11 protein-coding genes, 1 tRNA gene and 1 pseudogene are annotated in these 15,482 nt (G+C 52.4%); 8 read left to right on the forward strand and 5 right to left on the reverse strand.

Annotated elements, in window-relative coordinates; all coding sequences use genetic code 11:
* The first annotated feature begins 274 nt into the window (after positions 1–274).
* Both NT140_09705 and NT140_09710 read left to right on the forward strand, forming a co-directional pair.
* On the forward strand, positions 275–2,503 hold the full coding sequence (locus NT140_09705; GenBank protein MCX5832142.1) for a vitamin B12-dependent ribonucleotide reductase: 2,229 nt from the start codon (positions 275–277) through the stop codon (positions 2,501–2,503).
* A gap of 182 nt (positions 2,504–2,685) precedes the next feature.
* Positions 2,686–2,997: a hypothetical protein gene (locus NT140_09710; GenBank protein ID MCX5832143.1), complete on the forward strand. Its 312-nt coding sequence runs from the start codon at positions 2,686–2,688 to the stop codon at positions 2,995–2,997.
* A 20-nt stretch (positions 2,998–3,017) separates the two neighbouring features.
* Here NT140_09710 and lspA read toward each other — a convergent pair whose 3' ends face one another.
* The 5 genes and pseudogenes from lspA to radA form a co-directional block, all read right to left on the reverse strand.
* Positions 3,018–3,509: a signal peptidase II gene (lspA, locus tag NT140_09715; protein MCX5832144.1), complete on the reverse strand. Its 492-nt coding sequence runs from the start codon at positions 3,507–3,509 to the stop codon at positions 3,018–3,020.
* A 29-nt stretch (positions 3,510–3,538) separates the two neighbouring features.
* Positions 3,539–6,325, reverse strand: a pseudogene (gene ileS, locus NT140_09720) (isoleucine--tRNA ligase).
* 161 nt (positions 6,326–6,486) lie between these two features.
* Positions 6,487–8,142 carry a chaperonin GroEL gene (groL, locus tag NT140_09725; GenBank protein MCX5832145.1) on the reverse strand — a complete coding sequence of 552 codons (1,656 nt, stop codon included), beginning with the start codon at positions 8,140–8,142 and terminating at the stop codon, positions 6,487–6,489.
* A 22-nt stretch (positions 8,143–8,164) separates the two neighbouring features.
* A complete protein-coding gene (groES, locus tag NT140_09730) occupies positions 8,165–8,452 on the reverse strand; it encodes a co-chaperone GroES (protein ID MCX5832146.1) in 288 nt (95 codons plus the stop codon).
* A 227-nt stretch (positions 8,453–8,679) separates the two neighbouring features.
* Positions 8,680–10,044, reverse strand: a complete 1,365-nt coding sequence (radA, locus tag NT140_09735; protein ID MCX5832147.1) for a DNA repair protein RadA — start codon at positions 10,042–10,044, stop codon at positions 8,680–8,682.
* A gap of 152 nt (positions 10,045–10,196) precedes the next feature.
* Here radA and NT140_09740 point away from each other — a divergent pair, with 152 nt between their 5' ends.
* The 6 genes from NT140_09740 (at position 10,197) to NT140_09765 (ending at position 15,388) form a co-directional block, all read left to right on the forward strand.
* Entirely contained in the window at positions 10,197–11,324 is a 1,128-nt protein-coding gene (locus NT140_09740; GenBank protein MCX5832148.1) for a phosphoserine transaminase, read from the forward strand.
* A 66-nt stretch (positions 11,325–11,390) separates the two neighbouring features.
* Positions 11,391–12,689 (forward strand): adenylosuccinate synthase, encoded by a 1,299-nt coding sequence (locus tag NT140_09745; GenBank protein MCX5832149.1) that lies wholly within the window; start codon positions 11,391–11,393, stop codon positions 12,687–12,689.
* 60 nt (positions 12,690–12,749) lie between these two features.
* A tRNA-Lys gene (locus tag NT140_09750) sits at positions 12,750–12,825 on the forward strand.
* Positions 12,826–13,004: 179 nt separating this feature from the next.
* Positions 13,005–14,237 (forward strand): integrase arm-type DNA-binding domain-containing protein, encoded by a 1,233-nt coding sequence (locus tag NT140_09755; GenBank protein ID MCX5832150.1) that lies wholly within the window; start codon positions 13,005–13,007, stop codon positions 14,235–14,237.
* Between the two features lie 36 nt (positions 14,238–14,273).
* Positions 14,274–15,017: a Fic family protein gene (locus NT140_09760; GenBank protein MCX5832151.1), complete on the forward strand. Its 744-nt coding sequence runs from the start codon at positions 14,274–14,276 to the stop codon at positions 15,015–15,017.
* A gap of 143 nt (positions 15,018–15,160) precedes the next feature.
* The gene (locus tag NT140_09765; protein MCX5832152.1) at positions 15,161–15,388 is read left to right on the forward strand and encodes a hypothetical protein; all 228 of its coding nucleotides are present in this window, start codon (positions 15,161–15,163) and stop codon (positions 15,386–15,388) included.
* Positions 15,389–15,482 lie beyond the last annotated feature (94 nt).

Genomic DNA, 15,482 nt, shown 5'->3' on the forward strand with positions numbered 1-15,482 from the left:
ATAAGTGCAAAATAAATGTTTTTTGGCAAAACCTCTTTTTTGCCGCCACGTCTCCAAAATCTTAATCATCATCACTACATATCCCAGCTCATCACGGCTCATCCCGCTTCATTTTTTGGCAATACCCCCCCTCACTTCATAATCCGGTTTAAAAATTTCCTGATAAATTTCTTGACAACCCATACATGTTGTGGCAAACATGGCACACGCCACAATATGTTGTATAAAGAAATTATTGCGCGATAATTTATCAAGTCAAGGAGCATCAGAAATCATGACAGGAAAAGTTAAGGTCCACGACAAAATCACCGGTCTATCTCCCAACGCCATTAGCGTCCTCAACAAACGCTATCTGCGCCGGGACCATGAGGGCAAAGTTCTGGAGACAGCGGCACAAATGTTTCACCGGGTTGCCGAAACCGTTGCCGCTGCCGACTTAACATTCGACAACAGGGCCGATGTGAAGAAGCTGTCCGACGACTTTTATCAGATCATGACTAATCTGGAATTTCTTCCCAACTCCCCGACGCTCATGAATGCGGGACGGGAATTGGGCCAGCTCTCTGCCTGCTTCGTTATCCCCGTAGGCGATTCCATGGAAGAGATATTTGAGGCGGTAAAACAGACCGCCCTGATACACAAATCAGGCGGCGGCACCGGATTTTCTTTTTCCCGGCTCCGGCCGGCCCACGACGTTGTCATGTCCACAACCGGCATTTCCAGCGGTCCGATTTCCTTCATGCGGGTCTTCGACATTGCCACCGAAACCATCAAACAGGGGGGGACCAGACGCGGCGCCAATATGGGCATACTCCGAATAGACCATCCGGATATCATGGACTTTATCATGTGCAAGGACGATCAGCGGACCTTGAACAATTTCAATATCTCTGTCGGTCTCACCGAGGCCTTCATGGCGGCAGTAGAAAAAGACCAAGAGTACAATATTATCAACCCCCGCAGTAAAGAAGCTGTGGGTTCCCTCAATGCCCGCAAGGTATTCAGCCGCATCGTCGCTCAGGCCTGGCGTAACGGCGAGCCAGGAATCATCTTTCTGGACCGCCTGAACAAGGATAACCCCACCCCGCTGGTCGGCGAGATCGAATCCACCAATCCCTGCGGCGAACAGCCTCTCCTTCCCTACGAGTCATGCAATCTGGGATCAATCAACCTCGGAAAAATGGTAAAGAACCATGAGCTGGACTGGCAACGCCTGAAGGAACTGGTGACCCTTGCCATCCATTTTCTGGACAATGTCATTGAGATCAATAATTATCCCCTGGCAAAAATAGCGGAGATGACAAGGGGCAACCGCAAGATCGGTCTCGGCCTCATGGGGTGGGCAGACACGCTGATCCTGCTCAAAATCCCTTACAATTCTCCCGAGGCCATTGCTCTCGGCGAGAGAGTTATGAAATTCATCAACGACGAGGGGCATGCCGCCTCAAGGGAACTGGCCCTGACGCGCGGTCCTTTCCCCAATTTTACCGGTTCCATCTACGACAGACCGGGGCTTTCGCCAATCAGGAACGCTACCATAACCACGATCGCCCCGACTGGCACCATCTCAATTATTGCCAACGCCTCATCGGGGGTCGAACCTCTCTTTGCCGTATCTTTTGTCCGGCAGGTTATGGATAAAAATATTCTCGTGGAGGTAAACCCGGCCTTCGATAGTCTCGCCCGCGAGCGGGGTTTCTACTCCCAGGAGCTGATGGAGGAGATTGCTCAACATGGCACCGTCCAGGACTTGAAGGAAGTCCCGGAAGATGTGCGCCGCATATTTGTCACCGCTCATGACATCACCCCGGAGGACCACATCAATATGCAGGCTGCCTTCCAGAAATACACCGACAATGCCGTATCCAAAACGGTAAACTTCCCTCATACGGCCACTATCGAAGATGTAGAAAAGGTTTATCGTCTCGCCTACTCTTTGGGATGCAAGGGGGCAACCATATATCGCGACGGTTCCCGGGACGAGCAGGTCCTTTCCACCGGCAAGATGGAAGAGAAAGCGACGGCCCCGAAAGAAGAGAAAAAATTACACAAGCGGGAACGTCCCAAGGTCCTGAAGGGGTGGACTTATCAGATTCAGACCGGTTGCGGACCGATCTATATCACCATCAACGAGGATAAAGCTGGACTGTTTGAACTATTCACCACGATGGGGAAAGCCGGGGGTTGCGCTTCCTCCCAGTGCGAGGCGATCGGCAGGATGGTTTCCCTCGCCTGGAGGAGCGGTGTCCAGGCCCGCCAGGTCGTCAAGCAGCTCCTCGGCATATCCTGCCATCTTCCCGCTGGTTTTGGCGAAAACCGGGTACTCTCCTGCTCCGACGCGGTCGCCAAGGCCATCCAGTTCCACATGACGGAGAAGGGATACGACACCGATCTGGAAAACCAGGTCCATGAACGGGGCGCTTGCCCCGAGTGCGGGGGCAGGGTGGAACACGAAGGCGGCTGCGCTGTGTGCCGAGTCTGCGGATATTCGGAATGTGCGTAAGGGTCTGTAACGCAACAGATGTTCCGTTGCAGACCATTAGTGACGGCGCTAGATCGCTTGAATTTCGCCTTGCCATCTCCATCCGTTCATGATAGTACATGCCCAAAGCGGGCCCAACGAAGCATGTTAGAAATTATTTGTGGGAACACGGTTACATCATGTTCCCCGAGGAGGGATGCAATATGACGCTGCTACTGGGTGGCGCCGTTTCGGCGATTCTTGGTCTGGTCGGTTTATTTGAATGGATAAAGGATTTCATCACCCTTCTCAAAGGCGGGTTGCCCATTCTGCTGCTTTTGGGGGGCGTCATGGCAGCCTATATCGGCTTTGATGAGTTACAGAGCAAGCTGCGGGAGGAGTCGGAAAAACAGGAAGAGGAACTGGCCAAAGCCAAGGAAGAGATTGACCTCATGAAGGCCAAGGCCGAGCAGTACCGGGAAGAACTGGAACGTATGAAAGAGGAACGGCAGAAAACAGTTAATAGTGAAAGGTAAATAGGAGAATCCTTCGCCTTTTACCCTCCACCCTTAACATCTCTGTGCCTCACCATTTCCAGAAGCATGATCATGGCCCCCACAGAGATGGCGGCATCGGCCACATTAAAAGCCGGCCAGTGATGTGAGCGGAAATAGACATCTATAAAATCAACCACTTCGCCAAAACGCAGCCGGTCAATAAGATTCCCCAGCGCCCCACTGAAAATGAGAGAAAGAGCAAAAACCAGCAAGGGCTGATCGGCCTGGCTTTTTACCAGGTAGTATAAAATCATCCCTATTGCCAATAACGTGACCAGCACAAAAAAAATGGAGCGAAAATATGGCGGGGCCTGGGAAAGAAAACCGAAGGCCGCTCCTGGGTTTCTGACATAAGTGATGCTTAAAAAACCATCAATAACCACCCGGGAGCTATAAAGGGACATGGCCGAATGAATGAAGGCCTTGGTCACCTGGTCCAGCAGCACAACACAAATCACCGTCAGAAAAAATATGATGTATTTATTCAACAAGCAACTACCTCGCTGATCCCGGTAATTATTCAGGAAATGCTGGCCAGGCACCGATCGCAAATTTCCGGATGACCGGCGTCAGATCCTACGGAACCGCTGTATATCCAGCAGCGTCCGCATTTCTGTCCTGCCGACTTGGTAACGCCGACCTTCAAACCGCTGATTTCGCTGCTTTCGTATGCGGCCAGGATGGCATCGTCAGCCACAATATTTACCTGCGATACGATGAGCAACGATCGCATCTCTTCCCTGTATGATGTGAGCAAGGCGCGCAAAGAATCGGGTGGACAAATGTCCACCGCTGCATCTAAAGAATGACCGATGACCTTGTTTTGCCTGGCCGCTTCTATGGCCTTGGAGGCTTCAACCCTTACTTCCAGCATCAGCTTCCAGCGCTCGGCCAGTTCTGTGTCCACATGGACAGGATTGGGCTCCGGAAATTGCGCCAAATGGATACTCGCTTCCTTGCCGGCGTAGTCAGGCATGGCCGACCACACTTCCTCGGCCGTAAAACTGAGCATCGGCGCTAAAAGTCTCACCATCGTATTGAGAAGCAGATACATGGCGCTCTGGGCGGAACGTCTTTGCCGGGAGCGTGCCGGAGATGTATACAGCCGGTCTTTGAGGACATCGAGATAAAGGGCGCTCAGATCCACGGTGCAGAAGTTGTAAAGGCTGTAGTAAACTACATGAAACTGGAAACCATCATAGGCCTCCCGCACGCGATGGGCTACCTCTTCCAACCTGTTTAACGCAAAACGGTCTATTTCTTCCATGTCCTGATAGGCCATCAAATCTGCAGCCACGTCGAAATCATAGAGGTTCCCCAGTATGTAACGGCAGGTATTGCGGATGCGCCGGTAGGCCTCCACCAAACGTTTTAGAATCTCTCCGGAAACTCTGATGTCCTCGGTATAATCGGCCGCTGCCACCCAGAGACGCAATATTTCCGCTCCGTACTGCTCGATGATTTCGTGCGAATCAATGACGTTGCCTACGGACTTGGACATCTTCTTGCCCTCGCCGTCCACCACGAAACCGTGAGTCAAGACACTCTTGTAAGGCGCCCTCCCCCGGGTCCCCACCGACTCGAGCAGGGAGGAATGAAACCAGCCGCGGTGCTGATCCGAACCTTCAAGATACAAGTCCGCCGGCGCTTTGAGATAGGGACGTTTTTCCAGCACGGCGGCATGACTCACACCGGAATCAAACCATACATCCAGAATATTAGTTTCCTTCGTAAAGTCCGTTCCTCAGCAATGAGGACAGGTCGTACCTGCAGGCATCAGGTCGCGCGGCTCTCTTTCAAACCACACGTCGGCGCCATGCTGCTCCACCAGCCCGATTATATGCCGGAGGATATCTTCCGTCATGACCTCGCCATGACAGCCGGCGCAGTAGAAAATGGTAATCGGAACACCCCACAGCCGCTGCCGCGAAATACACCAATCAGGGCGGTTCTCTACCATGCCGTAGATGCGGTCGTGCCCCCAGGCAGGGATCCATTTCACTTCGTCTATGGCCTTGAGTGTATTTTTACGGAGATCATTCTTTTCCATAGAGATGAAATACTGCTCCGTAGAGCGGAAAATTATCGGTTGCTTGCAGCGCCAGCAATGGGGATAGGAATGACTCATTTCCTGCAGGGCCAGTAACGATCCCATTGCCTGCAATTTTTTATTGATACTGGCATTGGCGTCAAAAACGAACTGGCCGGCAAACTCATCCACGTCTGCTGTAAACTTTCCTGCGTCGTCAACGGGGGCGTAATTGGCCAGCCCGTACTTCATACCGATCTCGTAATCCTCCTGACCATGCCCCGGGGCGATGTGCACTAAACCTGTTCCTGCCTCCAAGGTTACAAAGGGTGCCAGAATCAGCGTGCCTTCGCGATCAATCCAGGGATGGCGATATTTTACCCCCTCCAGCGCGGCGCCTTCGATCTCGCCCAGAACTTCAAAATCGCGGCTGCCAAAGGTCGTAAGACAACTTTCCTGCATATCCCTGGCCAGAATCAGCACTTCCTCGCCCACCTTCAACACGGAGTAGATGAAGTCCTTATGTACGGCAATCGCCAGGTTGGCAGGGAGTGTCCAAGGGGTGGTGGTCCAGATCACAAGGCTGGCCTGTTTACCCTGCAAGGCAGGCACAATGGCCGTAAGGTCGGACAGGAGGGGAAACTTGACATAGATGGATGGCGTCTTGTGGTCCGCGTATTCGACCTCGGCCTCCGCCAGAGCGGTCTTGCAGGAGGCGCACCAGTAAACCGGCTTTTTACCCTTATAAACGCTGCCGTTCAGGAAAAGCTTCCCGAGCTCCGCCACAGTGGCCGCTTCGTAACTGTAATTCATGGTCAGATAGGGGTTGTCCCATTCGCCAAACACACCCAGGCGTTTGAACTGCTCCCGCTGAATATCCACATATTTCTCGGCATAGTGGCGGCAGGCGCGGCGCTTTTCCGTCTGCGACATGGTGCGGCGTTTCTCACCTAATTCCTTATCCACCTGATGCTCAATAGGCAACCCGTGACAGTCCCAGCCGGGGACATATATGCTGTCCAAACCGGACATATTCCGGGATTTGATCACCATATCCTTGAGAATCTTATTTAAAGCCGTTCCCAGATGGATGCTGCCGTTCGCGTAGGGGGGACCATCGTGGAGGATGTAAGTCTCTCGCCCCCGGGCGCCGTCCCTGATTTTTTCGTATAGCCCCGTTTCTGCCCAATTCTTCAGAAGTTCCGGTTCCTTCCGGGCCAGGTTGGCCTTCATGGGGAAATCAGTTTTCGGCAGATTCAATGTCTCTTTATAATCCATGCCATACACCTCAGTTATAAAAGTTGGTAGAGCACTAACATATAACATCACGACTTTCAAGACCAAGAAGGCCGTATTTGACCTGATCAGATAAAAAAAGCCCCGGCCTTTTCAGGTCAGGGCTTCTTACCAGACAGCTTAAAACAAACTGTTCTTCTTTGTTACATGCCCATTCCGCCCATTCCTGGGTATCCGCCGCCTCCGGGAGGCATACCGGGCATTCCGCCGGCGCCCTTATCCTCGGGTTTGTCGGCAATCATGCACTGTGTGGTCAGCATGAGAGAGGCAACGCTCGCCGCATTCTGCAGAGCAAATCGGGTCACCTTGGTGGGGTCAATGACACCGGCCTTGATCATGTCTTCATATTGATCCGTCCGGGCATTAAATCCAAAGGCTCCTTTCTTCTCCTTGACTTTCTCGACCACAATACTTCCTTCCATCCCGGCATTGTTGGCGATCATCTTCAAGGGTTCCTCGAGGGCCTTCTTCACAATTCCTACCCCGACCTGTTCATCGGTGTTTGCGAGTTTCAATTCGCTGAGGGCTGGCAGGCATCTAATGTATGCCACACCGCCGCCCGGGACAATTCCTTCTTCAACGGCAGCGCGGGTAGCATTAAGCGCATCCTCGACACGGGCTTTCTTCTCCTTCATCTCCGTTTCCGTGGCGGCGCCGACCTTGATCACGGCTACGCCTCCGACCAGCTTCGCCAGTCTTTCCTGGAGCTTCTCGCGGTCGTAATCGGAAGTGGTTTCCTCTATCTGCGCCCTGATCTGCTTTACTCTGCCTTCCAGATCAGCGCGCTTGCCGGCGCCGTCAACGATGGTCGTGTTATCCTTATCAATCATAATCTTCTTGGCGTGGCCCAGATCACTCAGAGTGATATTCTCCAGTTTGGAACCGGTATCTTCGGAGATTACCTGCCCGCCCGTGAGGGTGGCAATGTCCTCCAGCATGGCCTTGCGTCGGTCGCCAAAACCCGGCGCCTTGACGGCTGCCACATGCAGGGTGCCGCGAATCTTGTTGACTACCAGGGTGGCCAGCGCCTCGCCTTCGATGTCTTCGGCAATGATTAGCAGGGGCTTGCCCGACTTGGCAATCTGCTCCAGAATGGGAAGGAGATCCTTCATGTTGCTTATTTTCTTCTCGTTGATGAGGATATAGCAATCCTCAAGGCTGACATTCATTTTCTCCGCGTTCGTGACAAAATATGGGGACAGGTAACCGCGGTCAAACTGCATGCCTTCCACGATCTCCAGTTCCGTCTCCAGGCCTTTGGCCTCTTCTACGGTGATAACGCCTTCCTTGCCTACCTTGCCCATCGCCTCGGCAATGATGCTGCCGATCGTCTCATCGTTGTTGGCGGAAATGGTGCCAACCTGAGCTATTTCTTTCTGATCTTTGGTGGGCTTGCTCAACTGGCGGAGCTCCTTCACGACTACTTCCACAGCCTTTTCAATGCCGCGCTTGACGTCCATGGGGTTGCTGCCGGCGGCTACTGTCTTCGCGCCTTCGCGATAGATTGCCTGCGCGAGAAGCGTTGCCGTAGTGGTGCCGTCACCGGCTACATCACTGGTTTTGCTGGCAACTTCCCGGACCATCTGGGCGCCCATGTTTTCAAATTTGTCTTCCAGTTCGATCTCTTTGGCAACGGTAACGCCATCCTTTGTAACCGTAGGTGAACCATAGCTTTTGTCAATGATTACATTTCTTCCTTTAGGACCAAGGGTAACCTTGACGGCATCCGCCAGGGTATTTACACCCTTAAGAATCGCTTTTCTTGCATCTTCATCGTATAATAAAATCTTTGCTCCCATACTAATTCATCCTCCTTATTTATTACTCTATAATTCCCAGGATATCATCTTCTCTCATGATCAGATGCTCCTCGCCTTCGATCTTAACCTCCGTGCCGCCATACTTGCTGAAAAGTATCCGGTCCCCCTTCTTCACGTCCAGCTTGATAAGCTTGCCGTCATCGGCAATTTTCCCCTTGCCGACCGCTACCACTTCACCCTGCTGGGGTTTTTCCTTGGCCGAATCGGGGATAATAATACCACCCTTTGTCTTCTCCTCCTCGGGCAAGCGTTTCACGATTACTCTGTCCTGCAATGGCCTGATCTTCATACCGCAACATCTCCTTTCTAAATAATTTTAGATCTTGAAATATTTACCTATTCGCTATTTACCTATCCACCTTGATTATTTGCTCCCATGAACAAAACCACCTGTATAATAAACATCAATTTTCACTTGTCAAGCCGCCGGGGGGAAAATTTCTAACTCACTGCCCCCTACGAACGGGGATAGTTCGTTCACGGATTTGCTTCCCGAAGGAAGCAAATCCTAACTCACTAAAACATGTGGGCAAACAGCTCTCGCAAATTGTTGACTTTAATGAGTTGAATGCCGGGGAACAGGGCATCGTCGGCAGATGTGGTCCTGGGGATGATGCAACGGGTAAAGCCCATGCGGGCGGCTTCCTTGATTCTATCGCCCATGCGGGAAATGCCGCGGATCTCTCCCGTCAAGCCTACCTCACCAAAGACAGCCGTATTGACATCCACCGGGCGGCTATGGAAGCTGGAAGCAAGAGATGCGACGATGCCCATATCAATTGCCGGCTCAGCCGTCTTGATACCTCCGGCAATGTTTAGAAAAACATCATGATTGCCGAGGCTGAGACCGCATATCTTATCCATCACGGCAATCAAGAGCGATACCCGGTTATGGTCAACCCCCATGGCGGTGCGGCGCGGCATCCCCAGATAGGTGGGGCTCACAAGGGACTGGATTTCAATCATGATTGGTCTGGACCCCTCGATACTGGGCACTACTACCGAACCCGCGGCGCCTGCCGGTCGTTCCGCCAGGAAAAAAGCCGAGGGATTTTCCACCTCCGCCAGGCCATTGTCCCGCATCTCGAAGACCCCTATTTCATTGGCGGGTCCGAAACGATTTTTGATGCTCCGGATGATGCGGTAGGCATGACCGGAATCGGCCTCAAAATACAGCACCGTGTCCACCATATGCTCCAGCACCTTCGGACCGGCAATGGAACCATCCTTCGTCACATGCCCTACCAGAAAAAAAGGAATGTTCAGCTTCTTCGCCAGCAGGATCAGTCTTCCCGACGACTCCCTGACCTGTCCCACGCTCCCGGGTGCCGAGGAAAGGTTGCCCGTATAGACAGTCTGGATGGAATCAATGACGACTACATGTGGTTTTATGGCCACGATCTGCTGCATGATGGCTTCCAGGGATATCTCTACCATGATGAGCAGATTATCCGAAGTTGCGCCGATCCTGGCGCCTCTGAGTTTTACCTGGCGCGCCGACTCCTCGCCCGTCACATAGAGAACCTTAAACCCTCGGGTCGCGAGGTTCTGGAAAACCTGCAGGAGCAGCGTTGATTTCCCAATCCCCGGATCGCCCCCCACCAGGACCGCCGAACCGCCGACCAGGCCGCCTCCCAGCACCCGGTCCATCTCTCCGATCCCAGTGGGAATCCGCTCCCCTTCCTCCGCCATGATCGCGGAGATGGGAACAATCTCTTCGTGAAATTGCAGTTCGGAATTGCTCGTGGAAACGGTCTGGCCCACTTCCTCTTCCACGAACTGGTTCCAGCTTTCGCAGGAGGGACATTTGCCCAGCCACTTAGGCGATTGATGGCCACAGTTCTGGCAAAAAAACCGGGTTTTATTTTTTTTCTGTTGCAAGTGCCCCTCCCTATATTGTTGTGATAATATATGCTTTTATCACTCTGCCGTCAACCAGGAAAACGACATCAAAATCCCTTGAGTAATCGTCGCAATCCTGATATGAACAAGACCACACTAACAATTCTAACAGCAGTGAAAAGGAGGAGATCATGCATAATCCAAATTTCAGTTCCGGCCCCTGCAGCAAAAGACCAAATTGGAATCTCGATGCCTTAAAGGATTCCGCCGTTGGTCGTTCCCATCGTTCCGCGCTGGGAAAGGAAAAAATTGTCAAGACCATCGTCGAGAGCAAGCGGATTCTCCAAGTACCGGCCGATTACCTGCTCGGAATATTTCCCGGCTCCGATACGGGCGCCTTTGAGGCCGCCATGTGGACTTTCCTTGGTCCCAGGCCCGTTACGGTCCTGGTGTGGGAAAGTTTTGGCGAGGGATGGGCCAGCGATATCGTCAAACAGTTGAAGTTGAATCCCACCATTCAGAAAGCTGACTACGGCAAATTACCCGACTTGAAAGCGGTGGACTGGTCCTCAGATGTGGTTTTTGTGGCGAACGGAACCACCAGCGGCGTCAAAATCCCCGATTGGGACTGGATACCCGCTGACCGGCAGGGTTTGTCCATCTGCGACGCCACCAGCGCCGCCTTTGCCATGCCCATTGACTGGTCAAAGGTAGACGTTCTGACCTTCTCCTGGCAAAAATGTCTGGGCGGGGAAGCCGGCCAGGGCATGCTGGTCCTCAGCCCCCGGGCCGTGGCCCGCATTGAAGCTTATGACCCGCCCTGGCCAATGCCTAAGGTTTTCCGGATGAAAAAGGGGGGCACGGTAGATAAAAGCATCTTCGAAGGGGATACCATTAATACCCCTTCCCTGCTCTGCGTAGAGGATTATCTCGATGCCCTCGCCTGGGCAGGCTCAATAGGGCTGAACGGCCTCATGGCCAGGAGCCTTGCAAACCTGCAGGTGGTGGCCGATTGGGTGGCAAAAACCGCCTGGATTGAATTCCTCGCCCAGTCTCCTGCGACACGCTCCAGTACCTCCGTTTGCCTTTCCGTCGTCAGCGAAAAGGTTCAGGCCATGGCCAAGGAAGAGCGGGCAAAATTTCTCAAGGGCATCGCCGGTGAGTTGAGTAAAAAAGGCCTGGCACATGATGTCGCCTCTTATAAGGATGCCCCCCCGGGATTTCGCTTCTGGTGCGGTTCCACCATTGAACCCGGGGACGTCAAGGCGGCACTGGCGGCACTGGAAAAGGTATATAACGAAAAAATTCAAGTGGTTTGAACCAAGTCTCTGAAGATGTGACATTTTTACGAGTTCATCATTACTTGAACTGGAGAAAAATCTATTATGGCGAACGTGGTGGTCGTCGGCACCCAGTGGGGTGACGAGGGCAAGGGTAAAGTTGTGGATTTGTATGCTGAAAATGCAGATGTTATAGCCCGTTATCAAGGGGGTAACAACGCCGGGCATACAATAGTTGTCAAGGGCGAACGGACTATTCTGCACCTTATCCCTTCCGGTATTCTGCATGACAACAAGATCTGCATCATCGGCAACGGCGTGGTGATTGATCCGCAGGTGATCATTCAGGAACTCGACAGTCTGCGCGCCCGCAAACTGCTGCCAGCCAATACGAAGCTGTTCATCAGTGAAAAGGCCCACTTGATCATGCCCTATCACCGCCGCCTCGATATTGCCCGCGAATCCCACCACCTGGGGAAGAAAATCGGCACCACCGGCCGGGGCATAGGCCCCGCTTATGAAGACAAGATAGGGCGCGTAGGGATCAGGGTTTGCGACCTCCTGGATGATGAAACTCTGCGTGAGAAAATCAAGAGCAATGTGGAGGAAAAAAACTTTTATCTGACGAAAAGATTTCAGGAAGAACCGGTTGATGAAAAATCAATCTACGCAGAATACATCGCCTATGCCGGCCGCATCAGCGCCTATATCGCCGACACCTCCATCATCATAGACCGGGAAATACGTAAGGGAAAGAAAATTCTTTTTGAGGGCGCTCAAGGTTGTCACCTGGATATTGATCACGGCACCTTCCCCTATGTTACTTCCTCCAATACTGTCGCCGGGAACGCCTGTTCGGGAACAGGCGTTGGTCCGGCGGCAATCGGCGCCGTGGTGGGGATATGCAAGGCTTATACTACCAGGGTAGGAGAAGGCCCCTTTGTTACCGAGCTAAATGATGCTATCGGCGCCCATCTGCAGAAGACCGGACAGGAATTTGGCGCCACTACAGGCAGAAAACGTCGGTGCGGCTGGCTGGACATGGTCCTGATAAGACAATCGGTGCGCGTTTCGGGTATCACCGGGCTCGCTATCACCAAGCTTGATGTCCTGACGGGTATTGATAAAATACATGTCTGTGTCGGCTACAAGACGCCGGCGGGTGAATTTATGGAATCCGTCCCCTCAAATCTGAAGATTTTGTCTCAGGCGGAACCGATCTATGAAGTAATGGAAGGTTGGAAGGAAGACATCAGCAGCGCTCGCACAGTGGAAGATCTCCCCCAGAACGCCAGGCGATATGTGGAACGGATAGAGTCCCTATCCGGGGTCAAATTGTTCCTGATCTCCGTTGGTCCGGGGAGAGAAGAAACCATCATCCTGAAAAACTCCTTTCGTGATTAGAAGCCGATTTATCCTTGACACCAGTTATTGTTATTGCTAAGGGATTAAAGCTTGAGTGTCGGGCTGTTAGCTCAGTTGGTAGAGCAGCGGATTTTTAATCCGTTGGTCGCGGGTTCAAGTCCCGCACGGCCCACCAAAAACTAATCCAATGCGGTGCAAAGGAGTAAAAAACCCGTTAGAAATAGCGGGTTTTTTATTGACTTCCGTCCATGCTCGTGTTATACAATCCAACACAATCTAACATTCTTGGAGGCGTTTTTAGCAGTAGAAAGCCCCCAAGGAAAAGTGGAAGCCCCCAAAAAGGAGAAAACCATTATGCCAAAGAGAGTAATGCCGCTTTCAGAGATCAAGGTGCGCAATGCAAAGAAACAGCAAAAAGACTATAAACTTTTTGATGGCGGTGGTCTCTTTCTCCTGGTTACATCGTCGGGCGGGAAGCTTTGGCAATTAAAATATCGCTTCGACAATAAGGAAAAGAAACTTGCCCTGGGCTCATACCCCGAAATAAGCCTTGCCGACGCAAGAGAACGAAAGGAGAACGCAAGAAAGCAGCTTGCCAATGGCATTGATCCCGGTGCGGTCAGGAAGGCACAGAAGGAAGCGAGCACAGCGGAAACAGAAACCATCGAGGTCATTGCCCGTGAATGGCATGGGAAATTTTCCCATAAATGGACACCTGATTACGGCGATAAACTTTTAAGCTCTCTGCAGCGAGATGTTTTCCCCTGGCTTGGTGAACGTCCGATCAAAGAAGTAAAAGCCCCTGAATTACTGGCAGCCTTACGACGGATTGAAAGCCGGGGTACTTTGGAAACAGCGCACAGGGTCCGGGGCCTGCTTGGTCAAGTTTTCCGGTATGCCGTAGCCACTGGAAGGGCAGAACGAGACCCGATGTCAGATCTGCGCGGCGCCCTGCCACAGCCGAACGAAAAACATCGTGCAGCAATTACTGACCCGAAAGAGGTTGCCCCACTTCTGAGGGCCATTGAAGGATATCAAGGCCACCTTGTTACCAAGTGTGCCCTACGCCTTGCCCCAATGCTCTTTGTCCGACCTGGAGAGTTAAGGCAAGCAGAATGGGCGGAGATTGATCTTGATGAAGCTTCCTGGAATATCCCGGCAGAAAAAATTAAGATGAAACAACCACACCTTGTTCCCCTGCCAAATCAGGCCGTTGAAATATTGAAAGAATTGCAGCCCTTAACTTGTGCAAGCCGCTATGTCTTCCCTTCCGCTCGATCTTTTGCCCGACCAATGTCAAATAACGCCATCCTGGCAGCCCTGAGACGGATGGGTTTTGAAAAAGATGAAATGTCAGGACACGGCTTCCGGGCGATGGCTCGAACCATCATCAATGAAGTGCTGTTAATCCGGCCGGATTTCATCGAACACCAGCTTGCCCATGCCGTCAGAGACCCGAACGGAAGGGCTTATAACCGGACGGCGCACCTTGTCGATCGTCGGAAGATGATGCAGACATGGGCTGATTACCTGGATAAGCTGAAGGCGGGGGCGGAAGTGATACCATTCAAGACGGCCAAGGGATAGCACAGAGCCATAAAACAGCATAGGAGATCACAAGACATGACAACAACATCTCTATTGAAAAAGATCGACGCACTGCGGGCCACCATAGACAGCCACAGACCCCTTGACGCGCACATGCTCAAGCAGATCAAAGAATATTTCCGTATCGGCATGGCTTATTCAAGCAACGCCCTGGAAGGGAACTCCCTAACCGAGACGGAAACAAAGATCGTCATTGAGGACGGTATCACCATCGGCGGCAAGCCGGTACGGGATCACCTGGAAGCCTTAGGGCATTCAGAAGCCTATGACCTGCTTTACCAGTTGGCAAAGAAGCAGGACATAACAGAGGCAAACATCAAGGAGCTGCACTGGCTGTTCTACTATCGGATCGACGCGAAGCAGGCGGGGAAGTATCGAAAGCGCCGGGTCATCATCACCGGAACGGATTTCATCCCGCCGACGCCGGACCGGATCCCGGAGTTGATGGAGTCATTCATCGCCGGGTTATCGGAAGCCAGGGCGAAGAGTCACCCGGTAGAATTCGCCGCGATCCTCCACAAGGAGCTTGTGACCATTCACCCGTTCATCGACGGCAACGGACGGACGGCGCGGTTGATGATGAATCTTGCCTTGCTGCAGGTAGGCTACCCCGTGGCGATCATCCCCCCGGTATTGCGCCGGGACTACCTGGACACCCTGAACAAGATCCATAAGGGCGACGACAAGCCGTTCATCAACTTCATTATGGGGGTCTGCTATGAATCGGCAAAGGAATATCTGAGGCTTTTAGAAGGCTGAGAGACCAAGATTGAGGGGGATAGGGTATGGAGGACTATAGGGCTCACGCCAAAGCGTGACAAAAACAAACCCCGCGGGGAGGCGCGCCGGAGGTGACCGTCAGTCCTTCCCGTGGGGTTATTTGAGCAGACCAGGGAATAAATATGGAAAACCGCATAAGAGCACTTGAAAACAAATACGCTACGGCGATATTAAGGATAGAACGTCTTGAAAATATAGTCAATTCCCTGACGGGAATTCAGGAAGGCACTATTACCATGAGCGATTTTATCAAGGCCTGTGAGTGCGTACCGAAGGATAAGTTAACGATTCAGAAATATTGGGACCAGCGGTTAGGGCGGACATCTCCTGGAGGAAAGACGGGCAAGTGACCAGCTGCCCCCATGGGGGAGAGCAACGGCATTACCTCTGTCAATAACGAAGTGGAAACGGCGAGTGAAAGTTTCCTGCTGGGGCGAGTGTGAA

This window comes from Deltaproteobacteria bacterium (genome assembly GCA_026388415.1).
In the GTDB taxonomy this organism is placed as follows: Bacteria; Desulfobacterota; Syntrophia; order Syntrophales; family JACQWR01; genus JAPLJV01.